21 protein-coding genes are annotated in these 19,668 nt (G+C 70.8%); 7 read left to right on the top strand and 14 right to left on the bottom strand.

The window, feature by feature from the left end:
- Positions 1 to 209: 209 nt before the first annotated feature.
- Positions 210 to 1,298, top strand: a complete 1,089-nt coding sequence (locus tag GT755_RS09025) for a polyamine ABC transporter substrate-binding protein (protein WP_161479221.1) — start codon at positions 210 to 212, stop codon at positions 1,296 to 1,298.
- Positions 1,295 to 2,323, top strand: a complete 1,029-nt coding sequence (locus tag GT755_RS09020) for an ABC transporter permease (RefSeq protein WP_161479220.1) — start codon at positions 1,295 to 1,297, stop codon at positions 2,321 to 2,323. Before GT755_RS09025 ends, GT755_RS09020 begins: the two co-directional genes overlap by 4 nt.
- Here GT755_RS09020 and GT755_RS41035 read toward each other — a convergent pair.
- Positions 2,262 to 2,846 (bottom strand): hypothetical protein, encoded by a 585-nt coding sequence (locus GT755_RS41035; RefSeq protein WP_202609775.1) that lies wholly within the window; start codon positions 2,844 to 2,846, stop codon positions 2,262 to 2,264. The genes GT755_RS09020 and GT755_RS41035 overlap by 62 nt on opposite strands.
- A gap of 72 nt (positions 2,847 to 2,918) precedes the next feature.
- Here GT755_RS41035 and GT755_RS09015 point away from each other — a divergent pair, with 72 nt between their 5' ends.
- On the top strand, positions 2,919 to 3,737 hold the full coding sequence (locus GT755_RS09015) for an ABC transporter permease (RefSeq protein WP_202609774.1): 819 nt from the start codon (positions 2,919 to 2,921) through the stop codon (positions 3,735 to 3,737).
- Positions 3,738 to 3,799: 62 nt separating this feature from the next.
- On the opposite strand, the gene GT755_RS09010 is transcribed toward GT755_RS09015, so the two are convergent.
- Genes GT755_RS09010 through GT755_RS08990 form a run of 5 tightly spaced genes read right to left on the bottom strand, consistent with a single transcriptional unit; the run spans position 3,800 to position 6,622 of the window.
- Positions 3,800 to 4,003 carry a DUF2283 domain-containing protein gene (locus GT755_RS09010; RefSeq protein WP_161479219.1) on the bottom strand — a complete coding sequence of 68 codons (204 nt, stop codon included), beginning with the start codon at positions 4,001 to 4,003 and terminating at the stop codon, positions 3,800 to 3,802.
- Positions 3,981 to 4,397, bottom strand: coding sequence for a hypothetical protein (locus tag GT755_RS09005; protein WP_161479218.1), 417 nt, complete (start codon positions 4,395 to 4,397; stop codon positions 3,981 to 3,983). Before GT755_RS09005 ends, GT755_RS09010 begins: the two co-directional genes overlap by 23 nt.
- Position 4,398: 1 nt before the next feature.
- Positions 4,399 to 4,746: a hypothetical protein gene (locus GT755_RS09000; RefSeq protein ID WP_161479217.1), complete on the bottom strand. Its 348-nt coding sequence runs from the start codon at positions 4,744 to 4,746 to the stop codon at positions 4,399 to 4,401.
- 17 nt (positions 4,747 to 4,763) lie between these two features.
- Complete coding sequence (locus GT755_RS08995; protein ID WP_161479216.1) at positions 4,764 to 5,927, bottom strand: acyl-CoA dehydrogenase family protein; 1,164 nt, start codon at positions 5,925 to 5,927, stop codon at positions 4,764 to 4,766.
- A 59-nt stretch (positions 5,928 to 5,986) separates the two neighbouring features.
- Complete coding sequence (locus GT755_RS08990) at positions 5,987 to 6,622, bottom strand: TetR/AcrR family transcriptional regulator (protein ID WP_161479215.1); 636 nt, start codon at positions 6,620 to 6,622, stop codon at positions 5,987 to 5,989.
- Positions 6,623 to 6,702: 80 nt separating this feature from the next.
- Between GT755_RS08990 and GT755_RS08985 the strand changes: the two genes are divergently transcribed.
- On the top strand, positions 6,703 to 8,820 hold the full coding sequence (locus GT755_RS08985) for an acetate--CoA ligase family protein (RefSeq protein ID WP_161479214.1): 2,118 nt from the start codon (positions 6,703 to 6,705) through the stop codon (positions 8,818 to 8,820).
- Here GT755_RS08985 and GT755_RS08980 read toward each other — a convergent pair.
- The 5 genes from GT755_RS08980 to GT755_RS08960 are packed head-to-tail and all read right to left on the bottom strand — an operon-like array spanning position 8,789 to position 13,463.
- Entirely contained in the window at positions 8,789 to 9,205 is a 417-nt protein-coding gene (locus tag GT755_RS08980) for a ferritin-like domain-containing protein (protein WP_161479213.1), read from the bottom strand. The two genes, GT755_RS08985 and GT755_RS08980, sit on opposite strands and share 32 nt — an antisense overlap.
- Complete coding sequence (locus GT755_RS08975; RefSeq protein ID WP_328794259.1) at positions 9,175 to 9,906, bottom strand: dolichyl-phosphate beta-glucosyltransferase; 732 nt, start codon at positions 9,904 to 9,906, stop codon at positions 9,175 to 9,177. The genes GT755_RS08980 and GT755_RS08975 overlap by 31 nt, the downstream gene beginning before the upstream one ends.
- Positions 9,903 to 11,249 carry a sensor histidine kinase gene (locus GT755_RS08970; protein ID WP_161479212.1) on the bottom strand — a complete coding sequence of 449 codons (1,347 nt, stop codon included), beginning with the start codon at positions 11,247 to 11,249 and terminating at the stop codon, positions 9,903 to 9,905. Before GT755_RS08970 ends, GT755_RS08975 begins: the two co-directional genes overlap by 4 nt.
- Positions 11,246 to 11,941 carry a response regulator transcription factor gene (locus GT755_RS08965; RefSeq protein WP_328794258.1) on the bottom strand — a complete coding sequence of 232 codons (696 nt, stop codon included), beginning with the start codon at positions 11,939 to 11,941 and terminating at the stop codon, positions 11,246 to 11,248. Before GT755_RS08965 ends, GT755_RS08970 begins: the two co-directional genes overlap by 4 nt.
- A gap of 34 nt (positions 11,942 to 11,975) precedes the next feature.
- The gene (locus GT755_RS08960; protein ID WP_161479210.1) at positions 11,976 to 13,463 is read right to left on the bottom strand and encodes a phytoene desaturase family protein; all 1,488 of its coding nucleotides are present in this window, start codon (positions 13,461 to 13,463) and stop codon (positions 11,976 to 11,978) included.
- Between the two features lie 146 nt (positions 13,464 to 13,609).
- Here GT755_RS08960 and GT755_RS08955 point away from each other — a divergent pair, with 146 nt between their 5' ends.
- The 3 genes from GT755_RS08955 (at position 13,610) to GT755_RS08945 (ending at position 17,353) form a co-directional block, all read left to right on the top strand.
- Entirely contained in the window at positions 13,610 to 14,518 is a 909-nt protein-coding gene (locus tag GT755_RS08955) for a pseudouridine-5'-phosphate glycosidase (protein WP_161479209.1), read from the top strand.
- Between the two features lie 73 nt (positions 14,519 to 14,591).
- Entirely contained in the window at positions 14,592 to 15,527 is a 936-nt protein-coding gene (locus GT755_RS08950) for a carbohydrate kinase family protein (protein WP_328794257.1), read from the top strand.
- Positions 15,528 to 15,592: 65 nt separating this feature from the next.
- Positions 15,593 to 17,353, top strand: coding sequence for a hypothetical protein (locus GT755_RS08945; RefSeq protein ID WP_161479208.1), 1,761 nt, complete (start codon positions 15,593 to 15,595; stop codon positions 17,351 to 17,353).
- Here the strand turns inward: GT755_RS08945 and GT755_RS08940 are convergent.
- The 3 genes from GT755_RS08940 to GT755_RS08930 all read right to left on the bottom strand — a co-directional run bounded on the left by GT755_RS08940 (position 17,350) and on the right by GT755_RS08930 (position 19,667).
- Positions 17,350 to 17,796 (bottom strand): GNAT family N-acetyltransferase, encoded by a 447-nt coding sequence (locus tag GT755_RS08940; RefSeq protein ID WP_030454187.1) that lies wholly within the window; start codon positions 17,794 to 17,796, stop codon positions 17,350 to 17,352. The two genes, GT755_RS08945 and GT755_RS08940, sit on opposite strands and share 4 nt — an antisense overlap.
- 163 nt (positions 17,797 to 17,959) lie before the next feature.
- Positions 17,960 to 18,424 carry a Rieske (2Fe-2S) protein gene (locus GT755_RS08935; RefSeq protein ID WP_202609772.1) on the bottom strand — a complete coding sequence of 155 codons (465 nt, stop codon included), beginning with the start codon at positions 18,422 to 18,424 and terminating at the stop codon, positions 17,960 to 17,962.
- A 91-nt stretch (positions 18,425 to 18,515) separates the two neighbouring features.
- Positions 18,516 to 19,667: an acyl-CoA dehydrogenase family protein gene (locus GT755_RS08930; protein ID WP_161479207.1), complete on the bottom strand. Its 1,152-nt coding sequence runs from the start codon at positions 19,665 to 19,667 to the stop codon at positions 18,516 to 18,518.
- Position 19,668: the final 1 nt, after the last annotated feature.

Here is a 19,668-nt window from a genome sequence, read left to right as displayed (position 1 = left end):
CGACCCGGAAAACTTATGCCCGCACGCCTTGCGGCCCCTGGGGGCCACACCGTCAGACTAACTGGGCAACCAGTCAGTCTGGCAAGAGGAGATTCGGTACCGGAAAAGGAAACAGCATGGATCGACGCAGGTTTCTGCTGGTCAGCGCCTTAGCTGCGACGGCGGCATGTGGAGGCGAGCGGCCCGGCCGCTCGACGGGGTCCTCCGCAGTGCCGCTGACCCGAACGGATTCACCCGGCGCCCTGCCGCTGCACGACGACATCCCGCAGGTCGCGGACGGGCTCTCCCCGGAGTCCGGCGGGGTGTTGAAGATCTTGAACTATCCCGAGTACGTGTCACCCGACGTGCTGAAGGCCTTCGGCAAGACCCATGGGGTCGAGGTCGAGGTGACGACCTTCAACACGATGGAAGACGCGATCTCCAAACTCCGCACGCCCGGGGCGTCGTTCGACGTGTGGTTCCCGACCCCCGACGTGATCGGGAAGGCGGCCGTCGGAAAGCTGCTCCGGCCCCTGAACAAGACCTATCTGGGCAACCTGGCCAACGCGTGGCCCCAGCTCCAGTCCCCCTTCTACGACGAGGGATCGCGCTATTCGGTCCCCTACTGCGCCTACACGTCGGGCGTCGGATACCGGGCCGACGAGGTGACGGCCGGGTTCGGGTACGGGCTGCTGTGGGATCCGGCCTACAAGGGCAAGGCCTACCTGATCGACGACCATCGCGAAGGCCTGGCCCTGGCGATGCTCAAGAACGGGTCCCGCGAGATCAACACCGAGGACCCGGTGAAGATCAAGCAGGCCGGGACGTGGCTGTCGGAGCTGGTGCCGCTGATGAACATCAAGACCGGGATCGCGGCCTACCAACTGGTCGCCGAGGGCCAGGCGACGGTGCACCACTGCTGGTCGGGCGACATGATCAACGCGCAGTCGTACCTGCCCAAGGGGGTGGACGCGGACGTGCTCGGCTACTGGTATCCGTCCGACGACCTCGGCGTGGTCGGCACCGACTCCATCGCCGTGCCGGCCTCGGCGACCAAACCCGTGCTGGCGCACCTGCTGCTCAACCACCTGCTGGATCCTGCCGTGGCGCAGGAGAACTTCTCCTTCACGGGCTACCAGCCGGCCCTGTCGGCGATCACGCCCGAGAAGATGGTGACCGACGAGTTCGTGACCGAGGGCCTGAAATCGGCGATCGTGACGCCGGAGGTCTACGCCCGCAGCCAGCAGATCTTCCAGATCTCCCCGGCGGCGGAGGCGGTCTGGCTGGACACGTGGTCGCAGTTCAAGGCAGGCCAGTGAGCGGGGACGGCGGCGGTTCCACGGAACCTCCGGAACCACCCGGCGAGGTGGCGCGCGGCGAGCACGCGGCTCCGGTCACCGCGTCGAGCCGCTCGGCCGGCCTCCAGGGGTCGTCTAAGCCCTACCGGCGGCGCGGCGGAACGCGTGGCGGTGGCCTGTGGGTCCTGCTCGCCGCGCCCGGCACGTTCTGGCTGGTGGTGCTGTTCGCGGTGCCCTTCTACGCCATCGCCGCCGTGGCCTTCGGCTCCACCGACCCGGTCTTCAACGCGCCCGTACCGGAATGGGACCCCCGCTACTGGGACTTCACCGCGTTCTCCGAGATCCTCACCCGCTCGGTCACCGGCGACCTGCGGCCGGTCTTCCTCCGCACGCTCCTCTACGTCGCCCTCGCCCTGGGACTGTGCGTGGCCATCGGCTATCCGGTGGCCTACTACGTCGCCCGGCACGCCGGCCGGCGCCGGGCCCTGCTGCTCGGCCTGATCCTCGCGCCGTGGTGGGTGAACTACCTGACCCGGATGCTGGCCTGGCTCAACCTGCTCCAGGACGACGGCTACGTCAACGACCTGCTGATGTTCACCCGGATCGTCGACGAGCCGGTGCGCTGGTTGTCGGGCAACCCGGTGACGGTCGTGCTGGCGCTGGTCTACGGGTACATCCCGTTCTTCATCGTGCCGCTGTTCTCGACCCTCGACCGCATCGACCCGCTGCTCCTGGAGGCGGCCCGGGACCTGGGCTGTTCGAGCCGGAGCGCGTTCTGGCACGTGACGCTGCCGCTGTCACGGCCGGGCCTGCTGACGGCGTCGGCCATCACGGCGCTGCCGATGTTCGGCGACTACTACACGAACACGCTGGTATCGGGGTCGCCCACCACGACGATGATCGCCAACCAGATCGAGTTCTACCTGCTCGGCGGGACCCGCAAGGAACTGGGGGCCTCGCTCGTCCTGCTGCTGTCGGCGCTGCTCATGGTGGTGATGGTGTACTACCTGATCTCCAGCCGGCGAGCCGAGGAGGGGTTGTCATGACATCCCAGCCGCCACCGGGCGGATCGACGTCCTGCCTGCTCAGCCGTTCGCCGGCCGTGCGCCGGATCCGCTTCGTGCTGCCGGAACTCGCCAGCTGTTCGAGAACGCCGGCGTGTTCGACGTTCAGGGCCATGCGCAACTGCAGCCATTGGGACCACGAGGTGACGTCGCACTCCACGTCCGCCCCATCGGGGAGCTCCCGAAACCGGTCGAGCAGATCCAGGTCCGCGCGCCTGTTGTCGGCGTATCGACGGTTCCGCTCGTCCGCGAGCTGGTTCACCCAGCCAGGCCGCCGCTCCGACGGCACGACCGGCAGAACCCGCAGGGCGACCGCCAGAGCGATCTCACCCTCGCCCTCCAACCGGACGACCTCATGGAGCAGCTCCGCTCGCGACTCATCCAGGTCGTCCAGCGCCCGGCAGTACAACTCCCACCGCTTGTGCTCGTCGTCCCTCTCGGCGCCCATGTCCACACCGATGAGCGCGGCCAGGCGATCGATCACCTCGTCCAGGCTATCCACCACCCGTGGCACCTCCCGTCGTCGAATCGGCCGGTCGTTCGCCCTCCCCGCCCCGCGAGCCGAGGAGGGTGTGGCGTGAGACGACGCCCGTGGGTGCTCGCGTCGGTGACGTGGGCGTACATCGTGTGGTCGCTGGTGCCGATTCTGGTGGCGATCCAGTTCTCCTTCAACGACGGCCGGTCCCGGAGCACCTGGCAGGGGTTCTCCCTGCAGTGGTACTTCGGCTCGTCCGGCTCGGTCGCGGAGGACCCCTCGCTGCGGCTGGCGCTGGTGAACAGCCTGGTCGTGGCCGGGCTGACCACGCTCATCGCCACCCCGCTGGGCGTGGCGACGGCCCTCGGCCTCGCCCGGTGGCGGGGACGGGCCGGGCGGGTCGTCGGCGGGCTGACGCTGCTGCCGCTGGCCACCCCGGAGATCGTGATGGGCTCGGCGCTCTATCTGGTCTTCACGAACCTGTTCCTGTTCGTGCCCCTGGGCCAGCCCGCGCAGGTCCTCGGGCACGTGACGTTCTCGGTCTCGTACGTGGTGGTGATCGTCCGCTCGCGGCTCGCCTCCATCGGCACCGACTACGAGGAGGCGGCACGCGACCTGGGCTGCGGACGCCTGTCAGCCGTCCGCCTGATTCTGCTCCCCCTGCTCACGCCGGCCGTGTTCGCCGGGGCGATGATCGTCTTCGCCTCGTCGATGGACGACTTCGTCATCTCGGCTTTCCTGTCCCCCGACGCCTCGTCGGTGACGGTCCCCATCAAGCTCTACAGCTCGGTACGCAATGCGCCGACACCCGCGCTCAACGCACTGGCGACCTTGCTGGTGTTCGCATCGCTGCTGGCGATATTCCTCGGCTGGCTGGTGCAACGACGACTGCCGGAACGGAATGCAGTACTTCGCCATTGATTTTGGTGAACGTGATCAGGTGCGCAGCTCCCTGCCACTCTCAGCCTTTCCGAGGCAGGCCGTTATTGTGCCGATCGAGGAAGCAGAGCACGGGCGCCGATGATTTCGAAACCGAGGATGCGGCCGTTCTCGTCGAGGTCGACGACAATGGTTCCGTTGAGATCGGGGGCATTCACTGCTATCTGACTCACCGCCTCGCCGTCCGCGATGGAGTCTGCGAGACAGAGATAGGCCGCGTCGGCCTCACCGTCGATGACCAGCCTCACCAACTGTGGTCTCCAGTTCCAGCGACGACGCCATGAATCCGCAGGTCCAGTCACCTGCGTCTATTTCGAATTCGGACCCCGCCGACGCCACCCGGTGCGTGATCCCCTCAAGCGTGATCGCCGCCTGAGGATCGAAATCCGCCGCCTGGTTCAGCCGGAGCATTCGCACGCCCGTGAACTTCAGCCATACGTTGACGTCGTTGTCATCGATCTCTTCCCAATTCGCCGCATACCGGAACGCCAGCACGACCTCGGCGAGTTCCGCGAAAAAGCTGATGCTCTCGAAGTGGGCGTTGTTGTGGAGATCGAATGCCCCAACCGGGGTCTCGAAATCAATCCGGTAATCATTGCCTGACCATGGCGAAAGCCCGATGAAAGACGCTTCCGTTGCCATTTCACACCTCGACGAGAACTGTGACCACCGCCGCGACGATGCGCATTCGGATCGGCCCGCCGACCTCGATCCACAACATCCGCCGATGACCGCCGATCGGAGGTTTCCCCAGCTCAGTAGGCCACTCTTCGGCCCACGGACGAACCCACCGGGCCGCGATGGAATCGACGAGCGGAACGGTATCAGGCATCCGATCCACCTGAAACCCATATATCTCGCGAACCGAGATGGCCACGTCGGGCTTTCCCGGCTGGGCCCGGAGATTCACGTCGAGGGCATCGGAATCCTCCATGAGGTGAAGATTCATGGATTCCACGAAATAACCCCGACAAGATTCGAGCGTCCGCACGACGCGATCGTCTGGGATCATGAGATGACCTGGCGGACTCCTCGCCGGGTCATCGACCGCGTGATGATCAGCCGCTGGATCTCGCTCGTCCCCTCCCAGATGCGGTCGACTCGCAGTTCCCTCAGGAACCGTTCGGCCACGTTCGTCCGCATGTAGCCTCGCCCGCCGAACGTCTGCACCGCCCGGTCGGCGCACCGCCACGCCGCCTCCGACGCGAACAGCTTCGCCAGCGACGCCTTCGCGTGCACAACCTTCCGGTCGGCCCCCGAATCGGCAAGCGCCGCCACCTCGTACACGAGAAGCCGCGCGGCGGCGGCGTCGGCCGCCGAGTCGGCCAGCGGGAAGGCCACCCCCTGGTGGTCGATCAGCCGCGAACCGCCCTGTTCCCGCTCGCAGGCCCAGGCCACGGCCTCGTCCAGCAGCCGCGTCATCGCCCCGACGCAGTGGGCGGCGATGCCCAGCCGTTCCTCGACGAACCAGTTCTGCTGGAGCGCGTCGGCCTGGCCGAGCCCGCCGAGCACGGCGTCGTCGCCCACGAGGACCCCGTTCAGGTGGAGGGTCGGGTGCCCGTGCGGGAAGGAGTGGGTGAAGGGCGGATCGTCCAGGTATTCGACCCCGTCGGCCTCGGCGTCCACGAGGAACAACGTCGGCCCATACCCCTCGGCCAGGGCCACCACGATGTGGACGGCCGCCACGTCGCCGCTGGTCACGAACCACTTCTCGCCGTCGAGCCGCCAGCGGTCCCCCACCCGTTCGGCGACGGTCGAGATGCCCGACGGGTCGGACCCGGCGTATTCCTCGGTGACCGCGTAGGAGACCCATCCCTCGCCGCGCAGGGCGGGGCGCAGGTAGCGGGAGATCTGGTCGGGCGTGCCGGCGGACAGGACGTTGTAGGCGTCGGGGACCCACCACCACAGGCCGTTGGTGTTGCGGCCGAACTGCTCGTGCACCACGACGTAGTCGGTGGCCGACCACCCCTGACCGCCGTGCTGGGCGGAGTGGCGGCCGCCGTTGAGCCGGGCCGCCAGGGCGGCCTTCATGATCTCGCCGACGTCGGAGGAGGGCAGTCGTCCGCCGGCCCGTTCGGCCGACTCCTCCCGTGGAATCAGCACGTCGTCGACGAAGGTCTTCGCCCGGTCACGCAACGCGATCTGTTCGTCCGACAGCCGTATCAGCGACATGTCGCTCTCCCCAACGATCCTGACTGGCGACCCAGTCAAATCGGAGAGCGATCACCGTGTCAAGCAGGGAACGACGCCCGGTCGACGCCCACCTCGCGGGCCGCCGCGATCCGGGCGTGCTCCAGCAGGCGCTTGCGCGACATCGCCCCCGAGTGGAGCGTGTAGCGCACCACGAGCCCGTCGAGCATGCCGTCGAGCCGCTCGGCGGCCCCCTGGGGATCGTCGCAGGTGAACTCGCCGGCCTCCATGCCCTGGGAGATCACCTCGGACAGGATCTCGATCCAGCCGCCTTCGAGTTCGAGCAGGATCTCGCGTACGTGGGGCTCGCGCACCCCCAGCGCCCACGCGTCGAGCCACAGGATCCAGCTCTGGTCGGAGCGCGACGACGGGATGTAGAAGCGCAACACGCGGTCGAGCCGCTGGATGGCGGTGCCCGGACCGGCGATGATCTCGCGAAGCCGCCGGACCTCGCTCTCGGAGGTGGCCCGCAGCATGGCGGTGATCAGGTCGTCTTTGGTGGCGAAATGGTAGTGGATCAACCCGCCACTGACGTTGGTCGCTTTCGCGATGTCGGAGACCCGGGTGCTGGCGAGACCTCGCTCCAGCACCACACGCCGGGCGGCGTCCAGCAGTTCGGCCCGGCGCTGATCTGCCTGATCGGCCCGGCTGCTCCGGGCGCCCTCCGCGCTGCGCACCCGGCAAGCCTACCCCAGCGCCGCCTCGCGTTGACGACACTCCTTGACTACTGACTGGTTGACCAACCAGTGTGGGAAGGGTGAGACCCGCGCGCCTGCTCGCTCCCCGTTCGGTCGCCGTCGTCGGCGCTTCGCCCCGCCCCGGCTCCTACGGCAACCAGGCGGTCGCCAACCTGGTCACCGCCGGTTTTCCGGGGCCCGTGTACGGGGTGCACCCCACCGCCCGCGAGGTGCACGGCGTGTCCTGCGTGCCGACCATCGGCGACCTGCCGATCGCCCCGGACGCGCTCGTGATCGCGACCCCGGCGGCCACCGTGCCGGACCTGCTGCGGCAGGCGGGGGAACGAGGATGTGGCGGCGCGGTCGTACTGGCGGCCGGTTTCGCCGAGATCCCCGAGGGCCGGGCGCTCCAGGACGACCTCCGCCGGATCGCCCTCGCGCACGACCTGCCCGTCTGCGGCCCCAACGGCAACGGCGTCGTCTCGGTCGTCGGCCGGGCCCCCATGTGGGGCGACGCCTACGCGCCCAAACGCCCCGGCCCGGTGGCGCTGGTCTCGCAGAGCGGCAACGTGGCGGTCAACGCCCTGCTCAGCAGGCGTGCGCTGCGACTGCACACCGTCGTCTCCTGCGGCAACCAGGCGGTCCTATCCGCCTCCGACTACCTCGCCGCCCTGGCGGAACTCGACGGCGTGCGGTCGGTCGCGCTCTACCTGGAGACCGAGGACCCCGGCCTGCCCGCCGCCCTGGCCCTGGCCGCCGGGCACGGCATCCGCGTGGCCGTGCTGAAGGCGGGCTCCAGCGAACGGGGCGCCGCCGCCGCGTCCGCCCACACCGGCGCGGTCGCGGGCGACCACCGCGTGCTCAGGGCCCTGGTCGAGGAGGCTGGCGGGGCGTGGGCGCGCAATCCGCACGAACTCCTGGAGCTGGCCAAAGCCCTGAGCTGGGACGGAAGCGTCCGGCGAAGGCCGCGCCCGCGTGGAGCGGGGGTGCTGGTGGTGACGTGTTCCGGTGGAGACGCGGCCATCGCCGCCGACGAGGCCGCCCGGCTCAAGGTCCCGCTTCCGGCGCTGGGCGCCGTCACGGTGGACAAGCTCAACGGCCTGCTCCCCGGTACGGCCACCGCCGCCAACCCCCTCGACTACACCGCCGTCATCTTCGGCGAGACACGCAGAACGGCCGACGTCATCACCACGGCCGGAGACGACCCGTCGGTCGGCGTCGTCCTGGTTTGCTACGACCGTCCGGAGGAGATGGACGCCGCGCAGACGGAGGCCTGGGACGCCGCCCTCGACGGGATCACCGCTGCGGCGGCGGATCTGGACGTCCCGATCGTCGTGGCCGCCACGCTGCCCGAACTCATGCCGGAGGCCACGGCCGAACACCTCATCGACCTGGGCGTGGTCCCGGTCGCGGGCCTCACCGAGGGCCTGGTCTGCGCACACGCCATGACGGCCCGCCCCGACCTGGGTCGTCTTCGCGAGATCGCCGACTGGCAGGCGGCGCACCTCGTCGTCGGGGCAGATCAAGGCCTGCCGCATCCAAGCCGGGGCGCCTCGCAGCGGCCGAGCGGACCCGGAGGCGCACCTGGGAGAGCCCCCCAAGGTCCCTGGCTCAGAGAGGTCGAGGGCAAGGCCTGCCTCAGGGCCCACGGCGTCGCCGTGCCCCGGGGCGCCGTGGCCGCCGACCCGGAAGAGGCCGCGGCGCTGCTGGAGGAACTGGGCACCGTCGTGGTCAAGGTGGACTCCGCCGACGTCCGCCACAAGGCCGCGGAAGGCGGCGTCATCCTGGGCGTCTCGACCCGGGAAGACCTCGACAGGGCGCTGCGGCAGGTGCCCCCGCCGGTCCTGATCGAGGAGATGGTCCCCCAGGGGGTCGAGGTGATGATCTCGGTCAGGTACGACGCCGTCACCCCGGTCGTCGTCGTCGCCCTCGGCGGGGCCTGGGTGGAGGTCTTCGACGACGCCGCCGTCGTCCCCCTGCCCGTCACGGCGGAACGCGTCGCGGAGGCCGTCCACCACCTGAGAGCCGCCAGGCTCGTTCCGGACGTCAGGACACTCGCCCGGACCGCCGTCGCGATCGCCGACATGACCCGTCGGGAGGGCTTCGCGCTGGTCGAGGTCAACCCCGTCATCCTGCGGGGCCGGACCGCGACGGCGGTCGACGCCGTCATCTGCCGAGGGCGCCCTGCAGGTCCATGACGTGGTCCTGCGTCTGCTGCAGCAGGGGGCGCAGCGCCTCGGCCACGTCGGGGAGGCCCAGGGCGATGGCCTGCTCGACCCGTTCCCGGTAGCGGACGAGCTGGGTCTCCTCCAGCTCCAGGTCCAGCCGGAGGGCGGCCGCGCCGTCGTGGGCGTCGGGGATGTGCGGGACCTTGACCGAGGGGACGCCGCCGAGGAAGTCGATCTGCTCCGCCAGGGCGGAGGCGTGTTCGAGTTCCTGCGACAGGTGGGCGCGCATCTCTTCGACGATGGGCTGGTATTCGGCGCCCTTGATGGTCGCCGCGTGCTGGGTGTACTGGACGATCGAGCGGTATTCGCTCTCGAGGTCCTCGTTCAGGAGCGCGATGAATGCCTGTTTGTCCATGCGGCTGCGGCTACCCCGCGATCGCGTTCCGACACCACCCGGGCGAGGCCGCGCAGCTGGGCGATCGCGGTGCGCACGACGTCCACGCTGCTGTCGGGATCGTCGACCCACCGCACCGGCACCTCGTGGAGGCGAAGGCCGCGCCACTGCGCCTTGAGCAGCAGTTCGGTGTCGAAGAACCAGGCGTCGTCGGTCACGTGCGGGAGCAACTCCCGGGCGACCGGGGTGCGCATCGCCTTGAACCCGCACTGGGCGTCGGTGAACTCCGCGCCGAGCGAGCGCAGCAGCCCGTTGTAGGCGCGGGAGATGAAGTCGCGCCGGGGACTGCGGACCACCGAGGATCCGGGGGCCAGCCGCGAGCCGACCGCGACGTCGCGCTCCCCGGCCAGCAGCGGGCCGACGAGCGGCACGAAGGCGGCCAGGTCGGTGGACAGGTCGACGTCCATGTACGCCACCACGTCGGCCTGGCTCCACGACCAGGCCTCCCGCAGGGCGCGCCCACGGCCCTTGGACTCCAGGCGGATCGTCCGGACGCCGTCCAGAGACCGGGCGACCCGCCAGGTGGCGTCCGTCGAGCCGTTGTCGGCCACGGTCACCTGGGCCGGGAACGGGCATTCCCGTTTGAGGAAGTCGAGGAGCGTGGCCACGCTCGACGCCAGCACCCGTTCCTCGTTGTAGACGGGCAGCACGATCTCGATCACGTGGCGGATCCGGGCAGCCGCACGGTCACCGTCGTCCCGCCCGACGGGCCGCTCTCCAGGCCCACCTCTCCGTCGGCGGCCCTGACCGCCTGGGCGACGATGGCCAGTCCCAGGCCCGAACCGGGCAGGCTGCGGGCGGCGGGAGAGCGCCAGAAGCGTTCGAAGACGTGCGGGAGCTCCTCGTCGGCGATGCCCGGCCCCTCGTCGCGGACGGTCAGCTCGCCGTCCCGCAGGCGGACCGTCACGGTGCCCCCCTCCGGGCTGAACTTGACCGCGTTGTCCAGGATGTTAACGGCCGCGCGCTGCAACCCGCGCACGTCCCCGCGCACCCGCCACGGGGACAACTCCACGTCGAAGACGAGCCCGGGGCCGCGCCGCCGGGCCCGGTCGACCGCCGCCGAGACGATGTCCTGGAGCTCCACGTCGGCCGACGAGCCGCCCGTCTCGGCGTTCCGTGACAGTTCCAGCAGGTCGGCGATGAGGGACGACATCTCCTCGAACTGTTCCTTCACGCTGACCAGCAGCAGCCTCTTGGCCTCGGGCGCCAGCGGGCGGCCGGTGTTCTCGCTGCGGAGCAGCAGGTCGATGTTGGTGCGCAGCGAGGTGAGCGGGGTGCGCAGCTCGTGGCCGGCGTCGGAGACCAGCTGCCGCTGGCGGTCCCGCGAGGCGGCCAGCGCGGCGGTCATCGTGTTGAAGGCGGCGCCCAGGCGGGCGATCTCGTCCTTGCCGTCGACGGGGATGCGGACCTCCAGGTCCTCGGTCCTGGCCACGTGTTCGACCGCGCCCGTCAGCGACGCGACGGGGCGCAGGGCCGTACGGGCCAGGTAGAGGCCGGTGACGCAGGCGCCGAGCACCCCGACGGCGCAGACCCCGGCGAGCACCAGGCCGAGCGTGCGCAGCGAGGCGTCCATCTCGCGCGTCGAGCGGAACACGGTCAGCGCCGTGCCGGGCTTGAACCACTCGGTGTAGGCGATGACGGGCGTGCGGTACTTGCCGCGCAGCACGCCGTCGCGCACCACCGGCGATCCCTCGGCGGTGGTGAGGGCGAGTTCGGCGGGCAGCGGGTCGAGCGCCGAGGAGCCCTCCTGGCAGATCGACCCGTCGGCCCTGACGAGCTGCCAGCCGCGCCCCGAGGGGTCCCACGGCTGGTCGCGGTGGTCCTGGCCGCAGCGGGCCAGCGCCTGCGCGACCTGCACGTCGAGCACGGGGAACTGCTCCAGCGACTCCACGACCTGGTCGCGGAGCCGGTCGCGGACGATCAGCCAGCTCACCCCGGCGCACACGGCGATGGCGACGGCCACCGCCACCGCGATCACGAACGTGACCCGCCGCCGCAGGCTCACGGCGCGGCCCTCAGCACGTAGCCGACCCCGCGCACGGTGTGGATCAGCCGCGGTTCGCCGCCGGCCTCGGTCTTGCGGCGCAGGTACATGACGTAGACGTCCAGGGAGTTGGACGAGGGCTCGAAGTCGAAGCCCCACACCGCGCTGAGGATCTGCTCCCGGCCGAGCACCTGCCGGGGGTGGGCCAGGAACAGCTCCAGCAGCAGGAACTCGGTCCGGGTCAGGTCGAGGGGCCGCCGGCCGCGCCGGACCTCCCGGGTGGCCGGGTTCATCCGCAGGCCCTCGAAGACCAGTTCGTCGCCGTCCTGGGCGGCCAATGCGCCGCGCCGCAGCAGCGCCCGGACCCGGGCCAGCAGCTCGTCGAGCTCGAACGGCTTGACCAGGTAGTCGTCGGCTCCGGCGTCCAGGCCCGAAACGCGGTCGCCGACGGCGTCCCGGGCGGTCAGCATCAGGATCGGCACCTGGTCGCCGGCCGCCCGGAGGCGGCGGCAGGTGGTGAGCCCGTCCAGGCGCGGCATCATGACGTCGAGCAGCACCGCGTCGTAGGTCTCGCGCTGGAGCTCGGCGAGCGCGCCCAGCCCGTCGGAGGCCGTCGCGACCCGGTATCCCTCGAACTCCAGGCTGCGCCGCAGCGCCTCACGCAGGGCGGGTTCGTCGTCGACGACCAGCAGCCGGGGTGTCTCGTCCGTCACGTTCACACGGTAACGACCGCCTCTGAGAGGACCCTTAACGTCCGAGGACGGCCATCGCCGCGTTGTGGCCCGGGATCCCGCTCACCCCGCCGCCGCGCCGCGCGCCCGCGCCGCACAGCAGCAGCCGTTCGTGGGCGGTCTCCACGCCCCAGCGGCCCTCCCCTTCGGCGTAGGGCCAGGACAGGTCCTGGTGGAAGATGTGGCCTCCGGGGAGGGCGGCGTCCTTCTCCAGGTCGAGGGGGGTCTTGGCCTCCAGGCAGCCGGGCAGCAGCACGTCCTCGATGGGTTCGGCCAGGACCGAGTCGATCGAGGCGAGGGTCCGGCGGACCGCCTCCTCCTTGGCCCCCGGGCGGTCGAACAGCCGCGCGGGCATGTGCAGGCCGAACAGCGTCATCGTCTGCGCGCCCGACTCGCGCAGGTCCGCGCCGAGGATCGACGGGTCGGTCAGCGAGTGGCAGTAGACCTCGGCGGGCGGCAGGTCGGGGATCCGCCCCGCCGACGCCTGCCGGAAGGCGGCGGCGAGCTGGTCGCGGCTCTCGTTGATGTGGAAGGTGCCGCTGAAGGCCTCGCGCGGGTCGACCGAGTGGTCCTTCAGCCGGGGCAGCCGCCGCAGCACCATGTTGATCTTCAGCTGGGCCCCTTCGGGCCGCTCCGGTTCCTCCTCGCCCAGCAGGCGCGCGAGCGTGAACGGAGGCACGTTCGCGAGGACCTTCCCGCCGGTCACGGTGTGCTCGCCGGTCTCGTCCCGGTACGTCACCTCGCCGGTCGCCGGGTCGATCGCGACCACCTCGGCGTTCAGCCGGATCTGCGCGCCCGCCCCGCGGGCGATGTCGGCGAGGCCTCCCGTGACGGCGCCCATGCCGCCCACCGGGACGTTCCAGTCACCCGTGCCGTCGCCGATGACGTGATAGAGAAAACACCGGTTGGCCAGCAGGTCGGCGTCCGGATCGGCGAAGGTGCCGATCAGGGCGTCGGTCAGCACCACCCCGCGCACGACGTCGTCGGCGAACCACTCGTTCACCACCTGGCCGATGGGGCGTTCGAACAGATCGGTCCACGGCTCGCCCACCAGGTCGCGAAGGCGCTCGCGCGGCATCAGCGGCTCGATCAGGGTGGGCGCGATCGCGGTCGCGGCGGCGGCCGTCATGGCGTAGAAGCGGCGCCAGGCGACGATCTCGTGGCCGCTGCCGGTGATGCTCGCGAACGACGCGGCCGTGCGGTCCTCGTCGCCGCCGTCGACCAGCAGCCCGCCGTTCCCGACCGGCGTGTACGACGAGTAGCGCCGCCGCCGCAGGTCGAGCGGCAGCCCCAGGTCGGTCACGACCTTGGAGGGCAGCAGGCTGACGAGGTAGGAGTAGCGCGAGACCCGGGCCTCGACGCCCGGGAAGGCCTGGGCCGAGACGGCCAGGCCGCCCACGTGGCCGAACCGCTCCAGCAGGAGCACGCTTCTGCCCGCGCGGGCGAGATAGGCGGCGGCGACCAGGCCGTTGTGGCCGGCGCCGGCGATGACGACGTCGAACATGGTGAGTCCCCTCGTTCTCGTGGCGTGACGAAAGCGGGAGCGGGACTAGAGACCGGTCTGCCAATGGGGCTGCGGCGGGGACACCATGCCCGCACCTTACATTTATGAGTGCTCTGGGACCACCTGCGACGTATGGGGATATTTCAATGATCAAGCGTTCCGAGGAAGTGGCGACCGCGCTCGCGGAGGGCCGCCCGGTGGTGGCACTGGAGTCGACCATCATCTCCCACGGCCTGCCGCAGCCCAGGAACCTCGAAGTGGCCCGTGAGCTGGAAGGACTGGTCCGGGCGGGCGGCGCGGTCCCGGCCACGATCGCGGTGCTCGACGGCGTGCCCCGGGCCGGGCTGACCGACGAGGAGCTGGTGCGGGTCGCCACCGAGCCGGGACTGCGCAAGCTCGGCTTCCGCGACCTCGCGCCGTGCGCGACGCTCAAGCTCAGCGGCGCGACGACGGTCTCGGCGACCTCGTTCCTGGCCGCGCGGGCCGGCATCCGGGTGTTCGCCACCGGCGGCCTGGGCGGCGTGCACCGCGGCTACACCTCCGTGCAGGACGAGTCGGCCGACATCGACACCCTGAGCCGCACGCGCATCACCGTCGTCTGCGCCGGCGTGAAGTCGATCCTGGACGTGCCCGCCACGCTCCAGCGCCTGGAGACCCGCCAGGTCACCGTGGTCGGCTTCCGCACGGACACCTTCCCCGGCTTCTACCTGCACACCTCCGGCGAGCCGGTCGACTGGCGCATCGAGTCGGCCGCGGAGGCCGCCGGCATCATGCGCGCCCAGGACGCCCTCGGCGGTCCCGAGACCGCCCTGATCGTCGCCAACCCCGTGCCGCAGGACGAGCAGCTCGACCCGGCCCTGCACGACCGCGTCCTCGCCGAGGCCCTCCAGGCCGCCGAGACGAGCGGAGTGACAGGTCAGGCCATCACCCCGTACTTGCTGGAATACCTGGTCGAGGCCACCCAAGGCGCCTCACTTGCGGCCAACCTCGCGGCAGTACGCGGAAACACCCGCCTCGCGGCGGAAATCGCGTCATCCTGGACGCCGGAGAACTGAGGGACATGGGATCGGGGATGCGGGCGCGGCCGGTGATCGGCGTTGTCGTGACCGACACCGGATCCGAGGCCCCGTGACGCGGGACATGAGGGGGCTGCTGGTGATCGGCGATGTCGTGACCGACGTCGTCGCGCTCCATTCGGAGCCGGTGGCCACGGGCACCGACACCGAGGCCGACATCACGCTGCGGCCGGGCGGCTCGGGCGCCAACACCGCCGCGTGGGCCGCCCACCTGGGCGGCGACGCCCGGTTGCTGGCCCGCGTCGGCGCCGACACGGCGGCGTGGCACCTGAACGCGCTGAGCGGCGTCAAAACCCATGTGACCGTCGACCCCGACCGCCCGACCGCCGTCGTGATCGCCATGGTCGACGACGCGGGCGAGCGGTCGTTCCTGACCAACCGGGGCGCGGCGCGTCGTCTGGGCCCCGGCGACTGGACCGACGCGCTGCTCGACGGCGTGGGCTGCCTCCACCTGTCCGGCTACCTGATGTGGACGCCGGAGGGGCTGGAGCTGGCCCGGATCGCCATGCGGGCCGCGAAGGGCGTCACGGTCAGCGTCGACCCCGCCTCGACGCGGTTCCTGCACGAGTTCGGCGCCGAACGTTTCCTCGCCGAGACCCGGGAGGCGGATGTGATCATCCCCAACCGCGACGAGGCGCTCGTGCTGACCGGAGCCGCCGATCCCGAGCGGGCGGCCGAACTCCTCGGCGACATCTACGGAACCGCGGTCGTGAAGCTCGGCCCGGCGGGCGCGCTTCTCGCCCAAGACGGGCGTATCGTTGCTCGGGCCGGTGCCGCCACGGCGGGGCCGGCCGACCGCGTCGTCGACTCCACCGGCGCGGGAGACGCGTTCGCGGCCGGGTTCCTCACGGCCCGACTCGCGGGTTCCACCCGTTCCGAATGTCTCGAAGCGGGCTGCCGCGCAGGCCGGCGGGCCGTTGGGCTGATCGGCGGCCGTCCTCCGGCCGTCAAGAACGCAACAGAGCTTTACCCTATTGACACCAATTGATAGCTTGCGGCGTAAGCTGCACCATTAGCAACAAGCGTCACTCTCGGGAGGGTGCGGTCAAACCGATGGACGCCGAGTCAACGATCTGCCTGAGCGATCTGGTTCCCGCTCTTCGCTGGAGCCGCCCCCAGCAGGTGGCCGATGTACTGGGAGATCCACGTCTCCCCGGCGGCTGGTGGGGCTCCGTCGCACTGGGCCGTGCCCTCGGCACGACCGGAGTTGACTGGGTCTGCGAGCGGCTCGCCCGGCTCGCCGTGACCCATCTCGACCATCTGCCGCTGACCGACTTCATGCCGGCCGTGCAGGTGCACACGGTCGACCGTCAGCTGCCCGGCTGGCCCGACCCCGTCCGCTCGGTGATCATCGGGCTGGGCGGCTGGCAGCGCCTGCGCCGCCTCACCGCCGGCGACCTCGACACCCCGTCGGCGGCGGCGACGCCCGAGGTGGTGCTGACGGCGGTGTTCAAGGAGATCTTCACGCACATCCGCATCGAGATCCCCGCCGAGACCGCCGCCCCGGCCGCCGCCGCGCCCCAGGCCCCGACCCCGGCGCAGGTCCAGCAGCCGGCCAAGTCGGCGCCGCTGGCGGCGCCCGTGCCGACCGTCGAGGAGACCGGCATGATGGCCGCGATCCCCGCCGCCCCGGCGCGCGGCCCCGTCAACGGCCAGGCCAACGGTCCGGTCAACGGTCAGGCCAACGGCGCGAAACCGGCCGTCAACGGCACCCCCGTGGTGCCGGCCCCGGCCAAGGAGCCCGAGAAGCCCGCGCCGGTCAACATCGCCGAACACCCGATGGTCGGCCTGGTCGAGCACCTGTTCCGCGAGTGGAACCCGCTGGAGCGCGCGGTCGCCGCGCAGCGCCTGTTCGCCGCCGAGCCGATCAGCCTCCGCACCCTCGCCCACGAGCTCAACGTCGACCGCGAGCTGCTGTCGCAGGCCCAGCGCACCGCCGAGGAGCGGGTGCTGATGTGGCTGCGCTCCCCCGACTCCGCCGCCCTGACGGGTCACCTGTTCGGCCTCACCGAGTGGCTCGGCACCGCCGCCACCCAGGAGCAGCTGATCGGCGCCGACCCGTCCCACCCCATCGAGGTCCCGGCGCTGCGTACGCCTCTGTGGCGGGTCCTGGTGACGCTCATGCCCGACCGCCGGCTGCAGGACGGCTGGCTCGTCGTGGGCGACCTGGGCGGCCTGCGCGACCGCACCCGCCAGCTGCTGTCGGCCCATCCGGCCGACGCCGACGTGATCGAACTGCTCGGCCAGCTCGGCATCCGTTCCCACTCCGCCAAGGCCTGGATGGAAGCCCTGCCGAAGACTCCCTCGAACGCGACGTCCCCCGCCAACGGCGCCCCCGTGGGCGACGCCCCGCTGCCGCGCCGCACCCCCGGCGCCAACGGCCACCCGGCCCGGCCGGCGGGCGTGCCGATACCGAAGATGGCCCACAGCGGTCCCGACCCGGCGACCGCGCTGGCCGCGCTCAACGCCCTCACCGGCGGCGCGCCGCGCCCTCACCTGGTGCCCAGCCCGCGCAGCACGCCGAGCCCGGCGTCCGACCCGCGCCGCTGGCAGCGCATCGACGTCACCAGCGGGCACCTGCGCGGTGAGCCGGTGGCGGTGCCGGAGAACTACGCGGCCCAGCTCGGCATGCGCCCCGGCACCCTGCTGTCGGTGACCGGTCCCGGCGACAACGCCGTGGTGCTGGTGTGGCGCGACCGGCAGCCGGTCTTCGACTCGCTGCAGCCGGTGCTGATGCGGTTGAACGCGCGTCCGGGCGACTCGGTCTACGTGACCGTCGACGGCTACCGGCTCGACGCCCAGCTCACGTCCTAGGGGTTCTTGGGGCGTAGCAGCTTGCGGTAGTAGGTGGCCGACACCTCGTAGCCGGTCGCCTTGTAGAACTCGGCCGCCCGGCGCGTGGCCAGCGCGACGTATCCCGCGTCGCGGCTGCGCGCCCAGAGCTCGAACTCGGCGAGCAGGTGGCGGCCGAGGCCGTGGCGGCGGAAGCCGCTCTCGATGATCGCCTCTTCCACCCACGCGACCCGGCCGTTGGCGAACAGGGTCAGGTGGGTGAAGCCCAGCAGGTAGCCCCGGACGACGCCGTCGACGGTGGCCACGAGGAGGAGCGCCTCCTCGTTCTCCAGGAGCTGGGGGAAGGCGGCGTCGAAGGCGGCCCGCTCTGGTCGGAACGACACGGCGAATTCGCGAGCCAACGCGAAGATCTGCTCCGCGTCGGTCTTCTCTGCTCTGCGAAGCTGGAGATCACCGGACGTCATGAGAGGACTCTAGGATCCCTCCGACCTGCGCGTCCATCACCGGGATGCGGTCACACGGCTACGGAGTCCGTCCGAAACATCCGGCTTAACAGAAGTTTAAGCAGGTGGGAAGTGGTACGTCCGGCCACGTACCACTGATGGTAATGGTGCCAAACTTTCGCACTTATCCGAGGAGGATCTGGTCGCCCTCGACCTTGATCGGGACCTCGGGGAGCGGGGTGGCGGCGGGGCCGCCCTGGACCGATCCGTCGGCGATGGAGAACTGCGAGTTGTGGCACGGGCACACGATCTTGCCCGCGTCGACGCTCTTGACCTTGCAGCCCTGGTGGGTGCAGACGGGGCTGAAGGCCTTGTAGGTGCCGGCCTCCGGCTGCGTGATCACGGCCTGCTCGGTGATCACGCCGCCGCCGACCGGCACGTCGGCCGTCGCGGCGAGCGCGTTGCCGCCGGCCGCGGGGGCGTCGGTCGCGGCCGGGGGCGCGGCAGCGCTGTCGGCCGGAGCCGGTTCGGCGCTGGTGGGGGCCTGCTCTCCCGAACACGCCGCGACCGCGACGCCGACCCCGGCCAGCGCGGCCGTGCCCATGACGCGACGACGAGTGACGTTCAGGTCCACTGTGATGCCCTTCATCTGGGTTACGGGGGTTGTCGTACACAGACAACCAGCCGCCGGGAGTGGACCCGCACGCTTGATCGGCTTTCTAAGGATTAATTAATCGTGGTCAGAGCCCTCCGAGGCCCAGTTCACGGGCGATGAGGAGGCGCTGGATCTCGCTCGTGCCCTCACCGATCTCCAGAATCTTGGCGTCGCGGTAGAAGCGTCCGACGGGGTACTCGTTCATGAAGCCGTAGCCGCCGAAGACCTGGGTGGCGTCGCGGGAGTTGTCCATCGCCGCGTTCGAGGCGACCAGCTTGGCGATGGCGGCCTCCTTCTTGAACGGCAGGCCGCGCAGCATCCGGTCGGCCGCGTGGTAGTAGGCCAGGCGGGCGGTGTGGGCGCGCACCTCCATGTCGGCGACCTTGAACTGCATCGCCTGGTAGTGGCCGATGGGGTGGCCGAAGGCGTGGCGCTGGGCGACGTACCGGACCGACTCGTCGACGCAGCCCTGGGCCAGGCCGACCGAGAGGGCGGCGATGGCGATCCGGCCCTCGTCGAGCGTCTGGAGGAACTGGGCGTAGCCCCGGCCGCGCTCTCCGAGAAGGTTGGCCGCCGGGACCCGGCAGTCCGTGAACGACAACTCGCGGGTGTCGCTCGACGACCAGCCGACCTTCGAGTACTTCTCGGAGACGCCCAGGCCGGGCGTGCCCGCCGGGACGATGATCGTGGAGATCTCGGGCCTGCCGTCGGCCCGCCGCCCGGTGATGGCGGCGACCCCGACGAAACCGGTGATGGCGGTGCCGGAGTTGGTGATGAACGCCTTCGACCCGTTGATCACCCACTCGTCGCCGTCGAGGACCGCGGTGGTCCGCATGCCGCCGGGCACGTCGGAGCCGCCGCCGGGCTCGGTCAGCCCGAACGCGCCCAGCAGCTCCCCGGCCGCCAGCTTGGGCAGCCACTCGGCCTTCTGCTCGGGGGTGCCGAAGCGGTACAGCGGCATCGCGCCCAGCGAGACGGCGGCCTCCAGGGTGATGGCGACGCTGGAGTCGACCCGGGCCAGCTCTTCGAGCGCCAGGCACAGCGCGAAGTAGTCGCCGCCCATGCCGCCGTGTTCCTCGGGGATGGGCAGGCCGAACAGGCCCATCGCGCCCATCTTGCGGACGATCTCGTAGGGGAACTCGCCCTTCTCGTAGAGGTCGCCGATGACCGGGGCGACCTCGTCGCGGGCGAACGCCTCGACGGTCTTGCGCAGGTCTTCGTGGTCTTCGGTGAGCATT

The organism is Herbidospora solisilvae (assembly GCF_009901565.1).
Classification (GTDB): Bacteria; Actinomycetota; Actinomycetes; order Streptosporangiales; family Streptosporangiaceae; genus Herbidospora; species Herbidospora solisilvae.
Note: the sequence above shows the minus strand (reverse complement) of the source record. Positions and strands in the feature narration are given on the sequence as shown.